This is a genomic window from Acinetobacter sp. YH12201 (genome assembly GCF_013418145.1).
In the GTDB taxonomy this organism is placed as follows: domain Bacteria; phylum Pseudomonadota; class Gammaproteobacteria; order Pseudomonadales; family Moraxellaceae; genus Acinetobacter.
On record NZ_VPCP01000047.1, the window covers coordinates 1 to 19,970 of the forward strand.

At 44.5% G+C, this 19,970-nt stretch carries 13 protein-coding genes and 2 pseudogenes; 12 read left to right on the forward strand and 3 right to left on the reverse strand.

Translation table 11 applies throughout. The annotated features are described in order from the left end of the window. Positions 1-104 precede the first annotated feature (104 nt). Positions 105-806, forward strand: coding sequence for a GGDEF domain-containing protein (locus FTU91_RS10235; RefSeq protein WP_180082098.1), 702 nt, complete (start codon positions 105-107; stop codon positions 804-806). Positions 807-827: 21 nt separating this feature from the next. Here FTU91_RS10235 and FTU91_RS10240 read toward each other — a convergent pair whose 3' ends face one another. Next, entirely contained in the window at positions 828-3,395 is a 2,568-nt protein-coding gene (locus FTU91_RS10240; protein ID WP_180082099.1) for an EAL domain-containing protein, read from the reverse strand. Positions 3,396-4,014: 619 nt separating this feature from the next. On the opposite strand from FTU91_RS10240, the gene FTU91_RS10245 reads away from it, so the two are divergent. From FTU91_RS10245 to FTU91_RS10260, 4 genes are all read left to right on the forward strand, one after another. Next, the gene (locus tag FTU91_RS10245; RefSeq protein ID WP_166171961.1) at positions 4,015-4,929 is read left to right on the forward strand and encodes a cation diffusion facilitator family transporter; all 915 of its coding nucleotides are present in this window, start codon (positions 4,015-4,017) and stop codon (positions 4,927-4,929) included. 171 nt (positions 4,930-5,100) lie between these two features. Continuing rightward, a complete protein-coding gene (locus FTU91_RS10250) occupies positions 5,101-6,162 on the forward strand; it encodes an HlyD family secretion protein (protein ID WP_180042829.1) in 1,062 nt (353 codons plus the stop codon). Beyond that, positions 6,159-8,915 (forward strand): ribosome-associated ATPase/putative transporter RbbA, encoded by a 2,757-nt coding sequence (gene rbbA, locus FTU91_RS10255; RefSeq protein ID WP_180082100.1) that lies wholly within the window; start codon positions 6,159-6,161, stop codon positions 8,913-8,915. Before FTU91_RS10250 ends, rbbA begins: the two co-directional genes overlap by 4 nt. 1 nt (position 8,916) lies before the next feature. Then, a complete protein-coding gene (locus tag FTU91_RS10260; protein WP_180042831.1) occupies positions 8,917-10,044 on the forward strand; it encodes an ABC transporter permease in 1,128 nt (375 codons plus the stop codon). 318 nt (positions 10,045-10,362) lie between these two features. Here the strand turns inward: FTU91_RS10260 and FTU91_RS10265 are convergent. Further along, a pseudogene (locus FTU91_RS10265) lies at positions 10,363-10,796 on the reverse strand (ISNCY family transposase); the annotation flags it as partial. A gap of 817 nt (positions 10,797-11,613) precedes the next feature. Here FTU91_RS10265 and FTU91_RS10270 point away from each other — a divergent pair. Continuing rightward, positions 11,614-13,107, forward strand: coding sequence for an OmpP1/FadL family transporter (locus FTU91_RS10270; protein ID WP_368856211.1), 1,494 nt, complete (start codon positions 11,614-11,616; stop codon positions 13,105-13,107). Positions 13,108-13,257: 150 nt separating this feature from the next. Here the strand turns inward: FTU91_RS10270 and FTU91_RS10275 are convergent. Beyond that, a pseudogene (locus tag FTU91_RS10275) lies at positions 13,258-14,013 on the reverse strand (IS66 family transposase); the annotation flags it as partial. 597 nt (positions 14,014-14,610) lie between these two features. Between FTU91_RS10275 and FTU91_RS10280 the strand changes: the two are divergent. The 6 genes from FTU91_RS10280 to bphB all read left to right on the forward strand — a co-directional run bounded on the left by FTU91_RS10280 (position 14,611) and on the right by bphB (position 19,963). Then, positions 14,611-15,441 (forward strand): alpha/beta fold hydrolase, encoded by an 831-nt coding sequence (locus FTU91_RS10280; protein ID WP_180082101.1) that lies wholly within the window; start codon positions 14,611-14,613, stop codon positions 15,439-15,441. An 87-nt stretch (positions 15,442-15,528) separates the two neighbouring features. After that, positions 15,529-16,881, forward strand: coding sequence for an aromatic ring-hydroxylating dioxygenase subunit alpha (locus FTU91_RS10285; RefSeq protein ID WP_180042832.1), 1,353 nt, complete (start codon positions 15,529-15,531; stop codon positions 16,879-16,881). 130 nt (positions 16,882-17,011) lie between these two features. After that, positions 17,012-17,575 carry an aromatic-ring-hydroxylating dioxygenase subunit beta gene (locus tag FTU91_RS10290; RefSeq protein WP_032489607.1) on the forward strand — a complete coding sequence of 188 codons (564 nt, stop codon included), beginning with the start codon at positions 17,012-17,014 and terminating at the stop codon, positions 17,573-17,575. 8 nt (positions 17,576-17,583) lie between these two features. After that, positions 17,584-17,907 carry a non-heme iron oxygenase ferredoxin subunit gene (locus FTU91_RS10295; protein WP_180082102.1) on the forward strand — a complete coding sequence of 108 codons (324 nt, stop codon included), beginning with the start codon at positions 17,584-17,586 and terminating at the stop codon, positions 17,905-17,907. Then, positions 17,907-19,139: an NAD(P)/FAD-dependent oxidoreductase gene (locus FTU91_RS10300; RefSeq protein WP_180042833.1), complete on the forward strand. Its 1,233-nt coding sequence runs from the start codon at positions 17,907-17,909 to the stop codon at positions 19,137-19,139. The genes FTU91_RS10295 and FTU91_RS10300 overlap by 1 nt, the downstream gene beginning before the upstream one ends. Then, positions 19,136-19,963: a cis-2,3-dihydrobiphenyl-2,3-diol dehydrogenase gene (bphB, locus tag FTU91_RS10305; protein WP_180042834.1), complete on the forward strand. Its 828-nt coding sequence runs from the start codon at positions 19,136-19,138 to the stop codon at positions 19,961-19,963. The genes FTU91_RS10300 and bphB overlap by 4 nt, the downstream gene beginning before the upstream one ends. The last annotated feature ends 7 nt before the right edge of the window (positions 19,964-19,970 follow it).

The following is a 19,970-nucleotide window of genomic DNA, read 5'->3' on the forward strand; positions in this document are numbered from 1 at the left end:
GTTCAAATGGCTATTCTACGTTTGATTGGTTTTGGAAAAAAAGAAGAATTTAAGAAAGTGCTAGCAATTTTAAGAAAGAAAAAGCCTGATAGGACAAGGATCCTATGAAATTTGTCGTGTACAGAGATATTTTTATTTTTATTATTGTCTGGAGAATGTCGCGCTTTATTTCTTCACCGTTAAATAGCTTGGCAAAAATGGCCAGCATGCTCAATCAGCCTGACATTCAGGAGAACATTAAACAAGTTGATCCTTGGTATTTTGAGGTTTTAAAGTTTAGAACCTCATTGTTACTCAGTTCGCAAACCTTCAGTGAGAAGATTGCTGAATTGCGTCAACATGTGAATACTGATCCACTGACCGGTTTATATAACCGGCGGGGGATGCAAATCTTCTTAAAAGAAGTGATGAACTTAGGACGAGATTTTACTGTGCTAGCGATTGATATCGATTATTTTAAGCAGGTGAATGATCGCTATGGTCATGGTCAAGGAGATGCCGTTTTAAAAACCCTGGCCAGCTTGATGAAAAATAATTTCAGGGATGAAGACATCTGTTGTCGGATAGGAGGAGAGGAATTTATTGTATTAATGACGACTTCAGATACGAAGGTTGCTTATAATGCTGCGGAACGTTTAAGAAAAACAATCGAATCTAGTAACTTCAATTTTATCGAACCTATTACCATATCTGTTGGAATTGCCTTTTGGCCTAAAAGCTCAGATGATGTGACCGAGGTTTTTAAAATGGCTGATAATAAACTTTATCAGGCTAAAAATAACGGACGCAACTGTATCTGTTATTAGGCGGAGAGAGCGTATTGAGTTTTATACCAATTCTACCCGTTTATAATTAAGCTTGAGCTCGCTAAGCGAAGCGGGGTGAGCAAAATGGTAACCTTGAAAATGGTCACAATCATAGTTTTTTAAAAACTGCGCCTGAGCTTGAGTTTCTATGCCTTCAGCAACCACTTGTAATCCAAGTTGATGAGCCATGACAATAATTGCAGCGACAATCGCGCCATCTTTCTCATTTTGAGGTAAATGTTCAATAAAACTGCGATCGAGTTTTATCTCATCCACAGGTAAAGTACGTAAATAACTCAGGCTGGAGTATCCTGTGCCAAAGTCATCGACAGAGACTTTGATGCCCAAGTCACGAACAGCCTTTAAAATTTCTAACGAACGGTCAGCACCTGCGATTAACATGGTTTCGGTAACTTCAATTTTTAACAACTCGGGCTGCAACTGGGTATCTGCCAGGGTTTCTTGTAAGTCATGTAAAAAGCCGGTGCGCTTAAACTGTAGCGGGGAAAGATTGACAGCTACACTCAGATTAGTGCCATTTTTCTTGTTCCAATCGACGATATCCTGGCAGGCTTGCTGTAATACCCATTGGCCAATCACTACAATTTGACCGGTTGTTTCAGCAAATGGAATAAACTCTGCTGGAGAGATGGAACCTCTTTGCGGATGCTGCCAACGAATCAAGGCTTCTACACTTTTTAATTGTCCTGAGTCAGCATCAATAACCGGTTGATAGACTAACCTGAACTGTTTTTCTTCTACGGCAACCATTAACTCATGGCGCATCAGCACATAGTCGATTTTCGGAGTGCGCGTAGAGTTAAAAGCATACCAATGCCAGGTATTGCCCCCTTCTTTTTTCGCTTCACTCATTGCATGTATGGCATGATGCAGCAATTCGTTAGATTTTTCTATTTGAGGATCATCATCTGCAATGCCAATACTTGCACTAATATGGATTTTATGACCATGAATATTAAATGGAGCTGACAGACTTTTTAAGACTTGCTCTGCAAGCACAGCGACCTGTTTTAAATCATCACATTTATTTAGCAGTATGCCAAATTCATCTGCTGAAAAATGTGAAATGATATGCTCTTCTGGGATAACCTGACGCAGACGATTGGCTACAGCTATCAAAAGTTGATCGCCAATGAAGTGGCCCAAACCTTGATTTAAAGGCTGGAAGCCATCTAGATCCACATACATGACAATGAGTGATCGGTGATTGTCATGGTGCAAATGGAAGGTCGTATCCAGTATTTCTTCAAAGGTATGATGATTAATTAATCCAGTTAGACTATCGTGGGTCTGCTGACGGGCGATATATTCGCTATTTGCCCGCTGCTGGGTAATATCTTGCTGAATTCCAATAAAATGGGTGCAAAAATTTTTGTCATCAAAAACCGGCCCCAATACCAGCTGATTCCAGAACCAGCTGCCATCTTTACGATAGTTTTTTAGGGTGATCTGGATTTCTTGCTGTTCTTGAAGTGCGTTGCGTATTTTATCAATTGTCTTCGGGTCGGTATCAGGACCTTGCAGAAAACGACAGTTCTGACCTAGCACATCTTCTTTTTTATAACCGGTCAGGCTTTCAAAAGCAGGATTAACATATTCAATAGCATGGTGTGCAGAAGCATTGGTCAGCACTATGCCATGAGGATTCGCATCGACACTACGTTTCAGTAAACGTAACATTTCTTCGGTTTCATGCCGCTCGGTAATATTACGGGCGATCCCAAATACACCGACCACCTGCTGAGCTTGTTGAAGAGGTAAATACGTGAGGTCTAGCCAGTAACATTCCCCCAAGGCATTCTTTGCCTGAATTTCCAGGTGTTGGCTGTTGCCTTGCAAGGCCTGTTCAAATGCAGTTTGAACTATAGCTTGAAAGTCAGGGCAGATAAATTTTGAGAAATGTAAGCCTCTAGTCTGTTCCGGATTTAATTTGGTGAGGTCTTTAGATGCAAGATTAACATCCAGAATAATACCTGCAGGATTATGTTCAAAAATGGCATCGGGATGGTAAGTGAAGAAAGACCGATATTTGTCATTTAACGCCAGTCTCTGTTGCCGTTCTGCATGCAGGTCCATACTCAAGGCAACTAAAGACGCGGCATGAGTAATCAATTTAATATGAGTAGAGCTTGGACACTTGGGAGAACGGTAATAGGTTGCAAAGGTTCCATAGAGGGTTCCCTGCGCATTAATAATCGGCATTGACCAACACGCGTTGAGATTCTCTTCTTGAATCAGGCTATTGAAAGCTTCCCAGTTGGGGTCAATCGCTAAATTTTCACAAATCACCAGTTTGCGGTGAAAAGCTGCCGCACCACATGCTCCCACATGTGGACCTATTTTTAGATCAGAGACCGTTTCTATATATCGGTTGGAAAAATGCTGGCTACCACTAATTAAATTTAAAGTTTGTTCTGTTTCAGAGTACAACATAATGGAGACCATTGAATCTGGTATCCGGACTTCTAGCCATTCACTGACCATCTGAAATATGAGGCTTAACTCAGCATGCTGCCCAATTAAATTAAAAATAGATTGAGTATCTAAATAACTCGCTGTTTGACTCATATAGTTTGCCACCCTAGAGTTGTATTGCGCATTTTGGATAGATTCTCAACGAAATTTTGTAAAACTGGATCTAAATGTGAATGATTACCCTTACTTAAATACTATAACAAAAATGCGATAACCTTCACATATTATTATCTAAAAGTATTATCGATATCAGGTTTTAATTTAAACAGGTTGGCTAAAAAATATTCTCGGTTATAATCATCAGGACTGAAACAATGGTCTGTTAACGTATCAACAGCTTATTCATGCGTTTGCATTGCAACAGTATATGGTCCTGAAAAGCAAAGATACGCTGCAAATTGTATCTGGCAGAATACAACCTATAATGGAGAGATCATTACAACAATAGCACTCATCACCTCGGTCTTTTTCAGCGTATTACATTCCTTTTTATTTGAATATTGAAAATATCGACATTTAAAACATACTCAATCATCATTCAAATTAAGTTGAACTCAGGTAGTTTGGGACAATGGGGTTATTTCTCTCTTTTCTACTTGCAAATACCTTGGCATGCCTTGTTGAAGAAAAATGCGTGCTTGATAAAGCTCATACCCCATCATACTGATATATAATCGATAATAATCAAGTGAACTGAGCGACTGGAGCAGCGATGTCTGTACAGCATTTTGACGATGACACCCATGAAGATGATTTAATTAGTCCAGAACAGCGTGCTCAGGCAGCGAGTAAAACCACTTGGGTGAGTGTAGGGGTTAACCTGGTTTTATCGATCTTTCAGATTGTGGTCGGGATTTTTGCCAAGTCCCAAGGCCTGATTGCAGACGGTATTCATACCCTCAGTGATTTGGTGGCTGATTTTATTGTACTGTTTGCCAACCATCACAGTAAAAAAGAGGCAGATGACGATCATCCTTTTGGTCATTACCGCTTTGAAAACGCAGCCTCTTTTATTCTAGGCTTGCTTTTGTTGGGAGTCGGCATTGGAATGCTGGTTATGGCAACCAATAAAATTCTCAATCCGGAACAGATTCCGAAAGTACAGTCAGTGGCCTTGTATATCGCCATGCTGGCCCTGGTAGGCAAAGAATTATTGTTTCGTTACATGCTGAAAGTTGCCAAAAAAGTCAAATCAAGTATGTTGGTAGCGAATGCATGGCATGCCCGTTCTGATGCCGCTTCATCTTTGGTGGTGCTGGTCGGGATTGCAGGAAACTTGTTCGGTTATCCTATTCTTGACCCGATTGCTGCCCTTGTGGTCGGTTTGATGATTATTAAAATGGGGTGGGAATTTGGCTGGCAAGCATTAAGTGATTTGATGGACCGGGCGGCAGATGAACATGAAATTCAGGCCATAGAACAGACTTTCCTTTCCACTGAAGGTATTCAAGGCGTGCATAATATTCGGACCCGTAAAATGGGAGATATGATTATCGTAGATGCACATATTGAGGTAGATGGAAATCTGAGTGTTCGTCAAGGACATGATATTTCAGTGAATGCGAGAAATCTGGTGATGAAGAAGCATCAGGTGATTGATGTCATTACTCATATGGATCCTGTTTAATTTAATTGGGTACACAACTTAAGCGACTGAGTATTAAACCACAGCGGATTGACAGCGAAAAGTCACTTTATCCGCTCAACTGTTACCTTGTGCTGCATATTGAGGGTGACATGATTCCTATAAAATAATTTTGAAAGATGTCTTTAGAATAAAATTTGGGTAAGCAGGCACATGAATATAAAGAAACTCGCTGTTGTCGGTGCAATTATGGTTCTGGGGCTGGTGGCCTATCTGGTCTGGAAAAACATGAACCAGCCGGATACACAGGCTTTAGTCAGTGGCAATGGGCGGATTGAAGCGACTGAAATCAATATCTCCAGTAAATTGTCTGGTCAGCTGGAAGAAATTTTGGTACAGGAAGGCGATTTTGTTGAACCAGGCCAGGTTTTGGCACGGATTAAAGTCTCTGCACTAGAAGCACAGCTGCGTGAAGTTCAGGCCCAGCAGCGTCAGGCACAGGACGGCATTGCGACCGCAGAAGCCCAGGTGGCCATGCGTATCAGTGAAAAAGCTGCAGCTGCAGCCATGGTCGAGCAGCGTGAAACCGAACTGGTCGCTGCTAAAAATCGTCTGGCACGAACCGAAATTCTGGCCAAAGACGGGGCAGTCTCTAAACAGCAGCTGGATGATGAGCGCGCTGATGTCAAAAGTGTTGCAGCCGTGCTGAGTGCGGCAAGAGCACAAGTGGACAGTGCACAAAGTGCGATTGTTGCCGCGCGCAGCCAGGTGTCGAGTGCACACTCGCAAGTCGATGCCATTAAGGCCACAATCGAGCGGATCAATTTCGATATTGAAGATGCCCAGCTCAAGGCACCCTTGAAGGCACGTGTCCAGTTTCTGGTGGCACAGCCGGGTGAAATGATTGCGGCAGGTGGACGGGTCATGAACCTGATCGATCTGTCTGATGTGTATATGACTTTCTTCCTGCCGGAAACCGTGGCTGGACGTATCGCGATAGGTACTGAAGTCCGTATCGTACTGGATGCGGCCAAAAATGTGGTGATTCCTGCCAAGGTATCGTTTGTCGCGGATACTGCACAATTCACGCCGAAGACGGTGGAAACTGAAAGTGAACGTCAGAAACTGATGTTCCGTATTAAAGCAAAAATTGATCCAGTGTTGTTGCAGAAATACATCCAGCAAGTCAAAACTGGTCTTCCGGGTGTAGCCTATATCAAAATTGACGAGAATGCGCCTTGGCCTGCATTCCTCAGTAATCTGGTTAAATCATGACAGCAGCATCTGCACAGGGCACCATTGTTGCCGACATTCAGCAGGTCAGTCTCAAATACGGCAAAACCCAAGCCTTAAAGGAGATTTCCTTGGCATTGCCTGCGGGTTGCATGATTGGTCTGATCGGCCCGGATGGCGTGGGAAAATCCAGCCTGCTGGCATTACTGGCTGGTGCCAAGGTGGTCCAGCAAGGCCGCTTGATGGTGCTTGGTGGAGATATTGCCGACCGAAAGCACCGCAGAAAAGTCTGTCCGCATATTGCCTATATGCCGCAGGGCTTGGGCAAGAACTTGTCCAAAACCCTTTCGGTTGAAGAAAACCTGCAGTTCGTTGCCCGTTTGTTTGGACATAATGCTGCTGAAAGCCGAAAACGTATTGATGAACTGACCAAAAGTACGGGACTGTATGAATTTCTCGATCGTCCGGCCGGGAAACTGTCCGGCGGGATGAAACAAAAACTTGGTCTGTGCTGTTCCCTGATTCATGATCCCGACTTTCTGATCCTGGATGAGCCCACCACCGGGGTTGACCCCTTGGCACGTGCACAATTTTGGGAATTGATTAACCGTATCCGTAGTGTCCGCCCACAGATGAGTGTGATTGTGGCGACTGCCTATATGGATGAAGCACAGGGTTTTGACTGGTTGGCGATGATGGATGAAGGTCGCATCCTACAAACTGGTAGTCCCGAGGAACTGTTGGCACAGACCGACAGCCGCAGTCTGGAAGAAGCCTATATCAAGCTTTTGCCCGTGGAAAAGAAACAGGGTTATGAGCCGGTGGTGATTCCGCCTTTAGCGGATGATGGTTCGGATGGTTATGCGCTGGAAGCTAAGGACCTGACAGTCAAATTTGGTGACTTTACCGCAGTGGATCATGTCAATTTTCAAATCCGGCGTGGGGAAATCTTTGGATTCTTAGGCTCCAATGGTTGTGGTAAGTCGACCACGATGAAGGTCTTGACCGGATTGCTGGAGGCTTCGGAAGGGCAGGCCTGGCTGTTCGGGCAACCAGTGCAAGGCAGTGATATGTCCACCCGTCGTCGCGTTGGGTATATGTCGCAATCCTTTTCACTCTATAGTGAACTGACGATTATCCAGAACTTGGTACTGCATGCCAAACTGTTTCATGTGCCGGCAGAACAGATTGATGTGTGTGTTGAGCAGATGCTACAGCGTTTCGATTTGATGGAACTGAAAGACAAATTGCCGGATGACTTGCCGCTAGGGATCCGCCAGCGTCTGTCATTAGCGGTAGCGCTGGTGCATAATCCGGAAATTCTGATTCTGGATGAGCCGACCTCAGGCGTGGACCCGATTGCCCGGGATAAATTCTGGCATGATCTGATCACCCTGTCGCGCAAAGATGGGGTCACCATCTTTATTTCCACGCACTTTATGAATGAAGCCGAGCGCTGTGACCGTATGTCGCTGATGCATGCCGGTCGGGTTTTGGACAGTGCTGCACCGGCACAGCTGATGCAGAACCGGCAGGCTGTATCTTTGGAACAGGCCTTTATTGGCTATCTGCTGGATGCCGGTGCGGGCAGCCAGACTGTAGCGGAAGAACAGGAGGAAAGCAGTTCAGCCGATCATCTGCCCCTCAAGACGCAGCAAAGAAAATCCAGCCGATTCAGTCTGCAACGGCTGCTTAGTTATGCTTGGCGTGAATCCCTAGAGTTGGCTCGTGATCCGATTCGTGCCACCATGGCGCTGGTCGGCTCAATTATCCTGCTGTTTGTCATGGGTTATGGCATCACCATGGATGTGGATGGTCTGACTTTTGCTGTGCTGGATCGGGATCAGACCGGGCTAAGCCAGAACTACAACATGAGTATCGCTGGTTCGCCTTATTTTGTCGAAAAGGCACCTTTGCAAAGTTATGATGATCTGGACCAGCGCATGCGTAGCGGCGATATTGCTTTAGCTATCGAGATTCCGCCCGGTTTTGCCCGGGATGTGGCCCGAGGCGAAAATGTCAAGATTGGTGCCTGGATCGACGGTGCCATGCCCCAGCGTGCCGAGACGGTTCAGGGCTATGTACAGGGCATTCATGCACACTGGTTGATGCAGCAGGTGCTGGAGCAAAGCGGGTATAAAATATCGAGTACAGTCAATGTTGAAACCCGCTTCCGCTATAACCCGGATATCAAGAGCCTGCCTGCAATGGCACCGGCCTTATTTCCGCTGCTCATCCTGCTGATTCCGGCTATGTTGACAGCGCTGTCTGTGGTGCGGGAAAAAGAGCTGGGTTCGATTGTGAATTTGTATGTCACCCCGGTCACCCGTAGTGAATTCCTGATCGGCAAACAGATTCCCTACGTCGTGCTGGCCATGCTGAACTATGTCCTGATGTGCCTGATTATTGTGGTGATGTTTGATGTACCGATCAAAGGCAGTTTTTTGACCCTGACCCTGGCTTCCTTCCTGTTTATCATTTTTTCTACAGGCACGGGTTTATTGGCCTCCGCCCTGACCAAAAGCCAGATTGCCTCGATGTTTCTGGTGATGCTGGGTACGCTGATTCCAGTGATGCAGTTTGCTGGTATTATTAATCCGGTTTCCTCGCTAGAAGGATTTGGCCGCTGGTTTGGTGGGATTTATCCTGCTACACATATGGTGAATATCAGCCGTGGCGTATTTAACAAAGCTTTAGGTTTTCAGGACTTGCATCAGTCTCTTTGGGTAATCTTGCTGTCAGTGCCTGTCATTATGTGTGCGGCAATCCTGGCGCTAAAAAAACAGGAGTCCTAGGATGTTCCGTCAGAAGATACAGAATATCTACCAGCTCGGTTGCAAGGAATTGTGGAGTCTATGGCGTGACCCGGTCATGCTGATCCTGATCATCTACACCTTTACTGTGGCAATTTATACGGCAGCCACCGCCATGACCGATAGCCTGAACATGGCTCCGATTGCAATTGTAGATGAAGATCATTCAACCTTGTCCGAGCGAATTACCTCGGCATTTTATCCACCGTATTTTATTCCACAAAGTACTGAACTGAATTATATGGATGCTGGAATGGATGCTGGGGAATTTACCTTTGCTCTAAATATTCCGGTGAATTTTCAGGAAGATGTGCTTGCAGGAAAAGAAGCGGCGATTCAGGTGAATGTCGACGCCACGCGCATGTCTCAGGCGATGACCGGGGCTGGCTATATTCAGCAGATTATTCAGTCCGAAGTCAGTGAATATGTGTTGCATAGCCGGGAAGTGAGCAGCATGCCGGTTGAACTGGAGATGCGTGCCCGCTTTAACCCGTTGCTGGACCAAAAATGGTTTGGCAGTGTCATGGAAATCATCAATAACGTGGCGATGCTGTCCATCATTCTGACCGGAGCAGCTTTAATTCGCGAGCGTGAGCACGGCACGGTAGAACATCTGATGGTGATGCCAGTCACGGTGTTTGAAATTATGATGTCCAAGGTCTGGTCTATGAGTCTGGTGGTATTGATTGCGGCTTTTACCGGGCTGAAACTGGTGGTACAGTTTGCCTTACAGGTTCCGATTGAAGGGAACCTGTTGCTCTTCTTCTTTGGGGCATTATTGACCCTGTTTGCCACTACCTCGATGGGCATTTATCTTGCCACCATGTCGAAATCGATGCCACAGTTTGGTTTATTGATGATGCTGATTCTGATCCCGATGGAAATGCTCTCAGGCGGGATGACACCGCGGGAAAGCATGCCAGAGGTATTACAGTATCTGATGCTGATCGCCCCAACCACGCATTTTGTTGAACTGGCCCAGGCCATTTTGTATCGAAATGCCGGGCTAAATATCGTTTGGCCGTCATTTCTATGGCTGGTTGGAATTGCCGTGCTGTTTTTCTATGTGGCCTGGAAACGTTTTAAGGATACGATTCATACCATGACCTGAGTATAACCAGGGACGGATAAATATCAGTATTTTTAAATATCGTTAAGTTTCCCGTAAATACAGTTTTTTTTATCCCATGAGTTGTCCACAGAAATTGGGGATAATTTTTGCCCTGGAAAGGCCGGGAACATTGAAAAAATTCCCAATTTGATTAAAAAATAACCTTTTATTAGCAGGAAGTGTCAAAAAAGCTCATAAAAAAACCGACTTGTTTCTAAGTCGGTTGAACGAGGTCGTTCTAGAGGGTATGACTCAATGTAAGCTAATGATCTTAACGTAATCTTAAAACCGTTATTCACCAATTAAAATGTCCTGTTTTTAACTGCAAGAGTCAAGAACAGGGTTCAGATTTTGTTGTTGAACTGCTGTTTTCTGTGCACGTCTTCTTGGCATTTTTGAGAATGATTGTGTTTGTTTTGCTGTTCCAATTCTTCATGCCGTTGTTGAATATGCGCCAGCACATAATCCAAACGTTTATTCTCAATGATCTCTCGCTGGTTGAGCTTGCTTAACTTATCGAAGATGCTGTAATTGATCTTCCGTCCTTCATACATGATGGCGACAGTACCATCTGGGTATTCTATAAACTCAAGATATTTACCGATTAGCTTCTGATTTTCTGCTGTATCCTCCAAAAGATATACGCATTTATCATACGTAATGGTCAGGCTATTTGTGACTCTGCGGGGTTCACGCCAGGTAAAAATATCATCTAATTCCTCAGCGGTTTCAGTGACAGTTCGGTGTAAGTTATTGGGATAAAACACTGAAATCATGACCTCAGGCATATTCACCGACATAAATGATATTAAATATATTTAAATTGTATTATATTAAATATATGTAAAACATATACTTATTGCTTTAATATTTGGTAGTGTAATTTAAAGTAGGGCAGGGTAATAAGAAGTTAGTCACTTTAATATGCATTAAAATTCAACAATAATAACCAACATAAAATATGCTTCTGTTTTTATTATTTTTATTTTTGACTATTTGATAAAAATTATTTAGCTGTGGAATCCTGAATTTGGCAAGCAGTGATGAGTGATCGGTCTTTATTCTTCAGTTAAGAGGGGCTTTGTTGCATAAACCTCTCAGGAAAAGTGGTCGCCGACAAATCCGGTACGGTTCAGACTCATATTTCCGGCCAGTTTATTCGAAAATAGCGAAGTGCTTAGGCCTAGTTAGGTGCATATTCATCAGGAAATGTATAAACCATTGTTTATTAAAGTTGCACTCACTCTATAAACCTATAAGCCAAAAAATAATGTCCCCTAGGTTGCGATTGAAATAAGGTATATGCAGTAAGGTGATTTTAGCCCACTTTTCTTATGAATATGATTTTGACAAGGATTCCTGGATTAATTTGGCAATTTCTTTTGGCTTGAGAGCTCGTGAAGATGCCATCGTACTTGGCAGGTACAGAGATGTTGTGGCAAGCCCTCGTTAAATAAATGTAGTAGTTTCCTATAGCAAAAATTTTAAATTCCAAGGACGCGGAGCGTAATTAATGATGAAGTTGAAGCTTATATGTATTGCTTTCTACCATTAATTGGTGCCGCAATTGTGGAGCTTACTCACAATGGTGCTGTATTTGAACATTTTTTGTCAATAAATTCACAGATGGAAAAAATTAATTTTAACTTCTCCACAAAACAAGAAGTCAAGGAAAGACGTATGAAAAAAAGATTATACAAAATAAGTATTTTTAGTGGCTTATTTATGGCTTTAACTAGCCAAACATGGGCTACAGATGCTTTTAATCTTGTAGGCACAGGTCCTATATCTCAGGGTATGGGAGGAACGGGAGTTGCGTATAATATAGGCCCTGGAGCCATGCTGATTAATCCAGCAACATTATCAGCATTTGAAACCGGAAGATATGCGAGTATTGGTCTGGATATTATTACTGCAGATTTGAAAATCAAAAATATAGCGACAGGAGAAACGGCACAATCACATTCCCACGGTCGAAACAATGGTCCTTATATTGGACCAGAACTCTCATTTGTTTGGCGAAATGATGACTATGCGCTAGGAATAGGTGCATATGCATCAGATGGAGTCGGAACTCAGTTTGGTAGGGAAAGTTTTCTATCAAGAACTACAACAAATAGTATTAATACAGGCCTAGATAGTTTTTCACGTTTGCTTGTACTTCGTATACCCGTTTCATTTGCTTATGAAGTCAATGAAAAGTTATCCGTTGGTGGTTCTCTTGATGCCGTTTGGACGGCAGTTAATTTAGGTTTTCTTTTAGATACATCTCAAATTGAAACCTTGGCAGTACAGAAAAATATTTCTGGTTCATTGGTGCCAAATTTATTGAGTATTCCTGAGTTGTCAGCAGGTTATTTAGATATCAATAATGGAAAGACAGTGGGTGGAGGGGTAGATGGCTGGGGATTAGGTGGGCGTGTAGGACTTACTTATAAACCTATATCGAAAACCACAGTAGGTATTGCATATAACTTTAAAACCAATGTTGGTGATTTATCTGGTGATGCAGACTTAACAGCAGTCAGTAGATCATTAGGTCCAATTTCGCTTGCTGGCAAGGCTAAGTTGCGTGATTTTGAAATGCCAGCTGCATTGACTATTGGTATAAATCAGCAAATCAATTCAGAGACCATGATTTCATTTGATTACAAACGTGTATTCTGGAATGACGTGATGGATAATCTGAAAGTTCATTTTGAACAAAATGACAGCAAAGATAATCTGGATATTAATTTGCCACTTAATTATCGCGACTCTAATGTGTATTCATTGGGTATGCAGTATGCAGCTAATCCAAAGTGGACATTCCGTACAGGGCTACATTATGCCCAAATGGAAAATTCCAAGGAGGGCATACTATCGATTATTCCTTCGACACCTACTACTAATTTGACAGGTGGGCTAAGTTATTCTGTAACCCCAAGAAGTGTTGTGGATTTTTCATTGGCGTATGGGTTTAAGAAAAAAGCATTGAATAATGCTCAACCTAATACAGATAAGCCAATTGAGGTCTCACATGCACAGCTTGCTGGCGCATTAATATTCACTACTAAGTTTTAAACATAAGTTTCATTCTTAGACTTGGAACTTTTATTCCCCAAACCCAAACAAAGAATCAAAGAGTTAGAACAAAAGTTTTTTCAAGCAAGACAAAAAACATAACCTTTTGAAATGATTATAGTAAGTGCCCGCTGAACCCCGTGCCTATTTTTAATTAGGTTCAGGTTTCCAGCAGTGTGGCAGTAATTCTTCTATGTGGGTTACTTTATGTGTTGGCAGCCTTCAGCACATCACTTAAATAGGCATATGGATCCAGCCTATTCAGTTTTGCTGACTGAATCAGGGTCATGATGTTGGCAGCTCGCTGACCACTGCGCAGTGAGCCAACAAACAGCCAGTTTTTACGTCCCAAGGCCCAGCTCATTTGGTTTTCTATCCCTTGCGCAGCAATGCTGCTCATATCAATGGGTAGATTACCATCATCCAAATATAGGCAGAGGGCTTGCCAGCGCTTCAGACTGTAATTGATGGCTTTAGCAGTGGCTGAACTTGAGGGCACCGTCAGATGATGTTGGTTGAGCCATTCGTACATATTGCATTACTGGTTGGCTATGCTGTTGCCGGTATTTGCTTCGTTGCTCTGTTGTAGTATCTGTCTTTTTCCTGAGTTCTGCTTCTATCGCATACAGTTTCTGAATCAACAGTAATGCCTGTTCAGCGATTTGACTTTTCCCGGTCACATGTAGTTCATTAAATTTACGACGTGCATGGGCCATGCAGCCCACCTCAATGATCTTACCTGATTTAAAGCGTGCTTTATAACCACTGTAATCATCACAGACAGACCAAATAACCCTGCCAGCCTTTCAGGAAATCTTTAGCATGTTGACCAGAACGGCTATCCTGAAAGTCATAGATCACTGCCTGAACTGGATCGTCCTGGGTGGTGGCATAGGCCTAGACATGGGGCATCCATTGTATTTAGAACATTTAGTCAAATAAGCTTGATAACCAAAGTTATCTAGTCCTTGGTATGCACAATAATATTGCAAAACAATAATAAATTACCTGGTTTAGTCAATCCGCATTTAATTCTTAATTTTTGAAAAAAAGCTATGAAAGTGCTGGCGGAAATTTGGTGTTCCAGTGTAGATCACTTATCTGATTTGCATATTTCTCTGACACCCATTTCCGGCCAGTCTGTTCGAAAACAGCAAAGTGCTTAGGCCAAGGTGCATATTCATCAGGAGATGTATAAACCATCGTTTATAAAAGTTGCGATCGCTCTATAAACCTATAAGCCAAAAAACAATATTCCGCTAGGTCATGATTGTAATATCGTACATGCAGTTAGGTGGTGTTTGCTTACTTATTCAGTAGTGAGTATGACTTTGACAAGGATTTTAGATCAATTTAACGATTTCTTTTGATCTGAGCACACACGTGCAGATGCATCTATCTGTACTTGGCTGTAATAGAGATTTTACGGCAAAAGCATAGTCAAATAAATACTGCATTTCCCATAACAAAATTTTTAAACTCCAAGGACAAGGAGCGTAATTGATGACGAATGTAAACGAAGAGCTTGGCCGCATGGTCTTAGCTGGTGGAATTGAAACCAATCTCCATGATGTTGGTACTGGTGAGCCTGTCGTGCTTGTTCATGGTTCAGGCCCGGGTGTGACCGCTTGGGCGAACTGGAGGACGGTCATGCCTGAGTTGTCCAAGCACCGCCGCGTCATTGCACCGGACATGGTGGGTTTCGGCTTTACGCAACGACCACAAGGAATTCACTACGGAATCGAGTCTTGGGTTGCTCATTTGATTGGAATTCTTGATGCGCTGGAACTAGACCGTGTCGATCTTGTCGGAAATTCATTCGGTGGTGCCTTATCATTGGCCTTTGCTATCCGATTTCCACATCGGGTTCGTCGGTTGGTGCTGATGGGGTCCGTTGGTGTGAGATTCGAGCTTACGGATGGACTCGATGCAGTCTGGGGTTATGAGCCCTCCGTGCCAAATATGCGCAAAGTCATGGACTATTTCGCCTACGACCGAAGTCTCATTTCTGATGAGCTGGCGGAGCTACGCTACAAGGCGAGTATTAGACCCGGCTTTCAAGAGGCTTTTGCCTCCATGTTCCCTGCTCCGCGGCAGCGCTGGGTAGATGCATTAGCTAGTTCCGATCAGGACATTCAAGCTATCCAGCATGAAACACTAATCTTACACGGTCGCGACGATCGTGTGATTCCTCTTGAAACATCGTTGCGGCTGAACCAACTGATCGAAAGCTCGCAATTACACGTTTTCGGTAAATGTGGCCATTGGGTGCAGATCGAGCAAAACAAGAATTTTATCCGCTTGGTCAATGATTTTCTCACCGCTAATGATTGATTTCAAAAAAATGTGAATGATCATCCATTCTGAAAATGCATCACCTGTAATTACCCGCTATCCACTACTTTAAAAAGTGAGAAGACAATGAATCAGACAGAAACAACACCTATTAGAGTGCGCAAAAATTGGAAGACCAGTGAGATAGAAACGCTCTTTGATGAGCAAGCTGGACGTATCGATCCGCGCATTTATACCGATGAGGATCTGTACCAACTCGAACTAGAACGTGTATTTGCTCGGTCATGGCTCCTATTGGGGCATGAAACTCACATTCGTAAACCAGGTGATTATTTCACGACCTATATGGGTGAAGATCCTGTCGTGGTCGTAAGACAGAAGGATGCCAGTATCGCTGTGTTCCTGAACCAGTGCCGCCATCGTGGTATGCGTATCTGTCGTTCGGATGCTGGAAACGCGAAGGCATTTACTTGTAGTTACCATGGGTGGGCTTACGATACTGCTGGCAATCTTATCAATGTGCCTTACGAGGCCGAATCCTTCGCCTGCTTAGACAAGAAGGAATGGAGTCCACTGAAGGCTCGAGTAGAAACCTACAAAGGTCTGATTTTTGCCAACTGGGATGAAAACGCCATAGACCTTGATACATATCTCGGCGAGGCGAAGTTCTACATGGACCACATGCTCGACCGTACTGAGGCAGGCACTGAGGTGATTCCAGGTATACAGAAGTGGGTTATTCCCTGTAACTGGAAATTCGCAGCAGAGCAGTTTTGTAGTGACATGTACCATGCCGGAACTACATCACATTTATCTGGAATCATTGCTGGTCTGCCAGAAGATCTTGAGTTGGCTGATCTTGCACCGCCGAAATTTGGCAAGCAGTACCGTGCATCATGGGGTGGGCATGGCAGTGGCTTCTATATTGGCGACCCCAACCTGATGCTTGCCATCATGGGGCCGAAGGTCACCAGCTACTTGACCGAAGGCCCCGCGGCGGAAAAGGCGGCCGAGCGTCTGGGTAGTATAGAGCGCGGCACGAAAATCATGGTTGAGCACATGACTGTCTTTCCTACGTGTTCCTTCCTCCCAGGTGTCAATACGATCCGAACATGGCATCCACGCGGGCCGAACGAGGTTGAAGTGTGGGCATTTACAGTCGTCGATGCTGATGCTCCAGATGATATTAAGGAAGAGTTTCGTCGTCAGACACTACGTACCTTCTCTGCCGGTGGTGTATTCGAGCAGGATGACGGCGAGAACTGGGTTGAAATCCAGCATATTCTGCGAGGTCATAAGGCACGTAGCCGTCCATTCAATGCTGAGATGAGTATGGGGCAAACCGTTGATAACGATCCAATTTACCCTGGTCGTATATGTAACAACGTGTATAGCGAAGAAGCTGCTCGTGGACTATATGCACATTGGCTGAAAATGATGACCTCACCAGACTGGGAAGCATTAAAGGCGACGCGTTAAACCTAACGACAGCTAGCGCCACATCGTGGTGCCAGTTAGAAGCCGCATTTGATTCATAACCAAATTGGATGCGGTGGACTATCCATTTGAAATCTACAAGGAATGATTACGATTCCAAAAAGGAGTGACCATGATTGATTCAGTCAACAGAGCTGACCTCTTTCTTCGCAAACCTGCACCGGTAGCACTTGAACTGCAAAATGAAATTGAGCAGTTCTACTATTGGGAAGCTAAGCTTCTCAATGATCGCCGCTTTGATGAATGGTTCGCACTACTTGCCAAAGACATTCACTACTTCATGCCTATCCGCACCACACGAATCATGCGTGATTCACGCCTTGAATATTCGGGCTTGCGAGACTATGCGCATTTTGATGATGACGCCACAATGATGAAAGGGCGTTTGCGTAAGATTACTTCTGACGTAAGTTGGTCCGAGAATCCTGCGTCAAGAACACGACATATTGTGAGCAATGTGATGATCATTCCCACAGAAGTAGAAGGAGAATACGAAATCTCCAGTACCTTCATCGTGTACCGCAATCGCTTGGAAAGACAACTTGATATCTTTGCTGGAGAGCGTCGCGACAGATTGCGTCGTAACAAGGGTGAAGCTGGATTCGAGATAGTCAATCGGACAATCCTGATCGACCAAAGCACCATCCTAGCCAATAACCTCAGTTTCTTCTTCTAGGAGATGTCATGACTTGGACATATATACTGCGGCAAAGTGATTTGCCACCTGGTGAAATGCAACGCTATGAAGGTGGATCAGAACCAGTGATGGTCTGTAACGTCGATGGTGAATTTTTCGCAGTTCAGGATACCTGCACGCATGGAGACTGGGCATTATCAGATGGATACCTTGATGGTGATGTCGTCGAATGTACGTTGCATTTTGGGAAGTTCTGTGTGCGAACTGGGAAAGTGAAAGCGTTGCCTGCTTGTAAACCTATCAAAGTATACCCTATCAAGATAGAAGGTGATGAGGTACACGTTGATCTTGACAATGGGGAGCTAAAGTGATGGCTAATCATGTTGCAATCATCGGTAATGGCGTAGCTGGGTTCACCACCGCGCAAGCCCTTCGTGCCGAAGGTTATGAAGGACGAATCTCACTGATTGGGGAAGAACAGCATCTTCCCTATGACCGACCATCCTTGTCTAAGGCCGTCCTTGATGGAAGCTTTGAGCAGCCACCTAGACTGGCCGAGGCAGATTGGTACAGTGAAGCCAGCATCGAGATGCTGACTGGCTCAGAAGTTACTGACCTAGATACACAGAAAAAAATGATCAGTTTGAATGATGGCAGCACGATTTCTGCTGATGCTATCGTTATTGCAACTGGAAGTCGAGCACGGATGTTGTCTTTACCCGGCAGTCAATTGCCTGGTGTCGTGACATTACGCACTTATGGTGATGTGCAGTTATTACGTGATAGCTGGACACCTAATACTCGGTTGCTCATTGTAGGCGGTGGGTTGATTGGTTGTGAGGTAGCAACAACGGCTCGCAAGCTTGGTCTTTCTGTCACGATCCTTGAAGCTGGTGATGAACTGTTGGTTCGTGTTCTTGGACGACGTATCGGTGCTTGGCTACGTGGTTTGTTAACTGAACAGGGTGTGCAGGTAGAACTAAAAACTGGAGTTTCAGGTTTTTCAGGCGAAGGTCAGCTTGAAAAAGTGATGGTGAATGATGGGCGTAGCTTTATTGCTGATAACGCACTTATCTGCGTAGGGGCAGATCCTGCAGATCAACTCGCACGTCAAGCCGGTTTGGAATGTGATCGTGGTGTCGTTGTTGATCATAGAGGTGCGACACCTGCTAAAGGCATATTCGCGGTTGGGGATGTAGCCACTTGGCCACTTCATTCAGGCGGAAAGCGCTCGCTTGAAACCTATATGAATGCTCAGCGCCAAGCTACAGCAGTTGCTAAAGCCATTCTAGGAAAAGAAGTATCAGCACCGCAATTGCCAGTGTCATGGACGGAGATTGCGGGACATCGAATGCAAATGGCTGGTGATATCGAAGGACCGGGTGAATATGTTTTGCGCGGAACCTTGGGCAGTGGCTCTGCTTTATTGTTCCGTCTGCTAGATGGACGGATTCAAGCGGTTGTAGCCGTTGATGCACCTCGTGATTTCGCACTCGCAAATCGATTAGTGGAAGCTCAAGTCATAATTGAGCCAGAAAAGCTGGCAGATGTGTCAAATAATATGCGCGATATTGTTCGTGCGAATGAAGGGAATCAAAAATGAAACTTAAAGATGAAGTAATTTTGGTGACAGGTGGTGGCGCAGGCTTGGGAAGAGCCATCGTTGATCGTTATGTTGCAGAAGGTGCACGTGTTGCAGTACTAGATAAATCTCCGGCAGGTCTGGAAGCGTTAAAGGAGCGCCATGGAGATTCAATCGTAGGGATTGAAGGAGATGTACGTTTACTCGACAGCCATCGTGAGGCTGTGGCTCGTTGCGTTGAAAAATTTGGCAAGCTCGACTGTTTAGTCGGTAATGCTGGTGTTTGGGATTACCTGACCCAACTGGTGGATATTCCTGACGACATCATATCTGAGGCATTCGAGGAAATGTTCGATGTGAATGTCAAGGGCTACATCTTAGCTGCAAAAGCGGCGCTACCTGCCCTTTATCAAAGCAAAGGTAGCGCGATTTTCACGGTATCAAATGCCGGTTTTTATCCGGGCGGAGGTGGTGTTTTGTATACGGCTGGCAAGCATGCCGTGATTGGTTTGATCAAGCAGCTTGCACACGAATGGGGACCTCGTATCCGGGTCAACGGTATAGCTCCAGGTGGCATTTTGGGGAGTGATCTACGAGGGTTGAAGAGTCTTGATTTACAAGATAAGAGCATTTCGAGCTTTCCATTGGACGACATGCTGAAATCAGTTCTTCCGACCGGGCGGGCTGCTACTGCCGAGGAATACGCCGGTGCCTATGTCTTCTTCGCGACTCGTGGTGACACTGTTCCGCTCACTGGTAGCGTATTGAATTGCGATGGTGGCATGGGTGTGCGTGGTTTGTTCGAATCTAGTCTTGGTACACAGCTTGACAAGCACTTCGGTTGATAAAGGA

Excerpts from the sequence above, each read along its gene's own strand:
- bphB (WP_180042834.1), top strand. The coding sequence starts at position 19,136 with ATGAAACTTAAAGATGAAGTAATTTTGGTGACAGGTGGTGGCGCAGGC.
- FTU91_RS10260 (WP_180042831.1), top strand. The coding sequence starts at position 8,917 with ATGTTCCGTCAGAAGATACAGAATATCTACCAGCTCGGTTGCAAGGAA.
- FTU91_RS10285 (WP_180042832.1), top strand. The coding sequence starts at position 15,529 with ATGAATCAGACAGAAACAACACCTATTAGAGTGCGCAAAAATTGGAAG.
- FTU91_RS10280 (WP_180082101.1), top strand. The coding sequence starts at position 14,611 with ATGACGAATGTAAACGAAGAGCTTGGCCGCATGGTCTTAGCTGGTGGA.
- rbbA (WP_180082100.1), top strand. The coding sequence starts at position 6,159 with ATGACAGCAGCATCTGCACAGGGCACCATTGTTGCCGACATTCAGCAG.
- FTU91_RS10295 (WP_180082102.1), top strand. The coding sequence starts at position 17,584 with ATGACTTGGACATATATACTGCGGCAAAGTGATTTGCCACCTGGTGAA.
- FTU91_RS10240 (WP_180082099.1), bottom strand. The coding sequence starts at position 3,395 with ATGAGTCAAACAGCGAGTTATTTAGATACTCAATCTATTTTTAATTTA.
- FTU91_RS10245 (WP_166171961.1), top strand. The coding sequence starts at position 4,015 with ATGTCTGTACAGCATTTTGACGATGACACCCATGAAGATGATTTAATT.
- FTU91_RS10300 (WP_180042833.1), top strand. The coding sequence starts at position 17,907 with ATGGCTAATCATGTTGCAATCATCGGTAATGGCGTAGCTGGGTTCACC.
- FTU91_RS10250 (WP_180042829.1), top strand. The coding sequence starts at position 5,101 with ATGAATATAAAGAAACTCGCTGTTGTCGGTGCAATTATGGTTCTGGGG.
- FTU91_RS10235 (WP_180082098.1), top strand. The coding sequence starts at position 105 with ATGAAATTTGTCGTGTACAGAGATATTTTTATTTTTATTATTGTCTGG.
- FTU91_RS10290 (WP_032489607.1), top strand. The coding sequence starts at position 17,012 with ATGATTGATTCAGTCAACAGAGCTGACCTCTTTCTTCGCAAACCTGCA.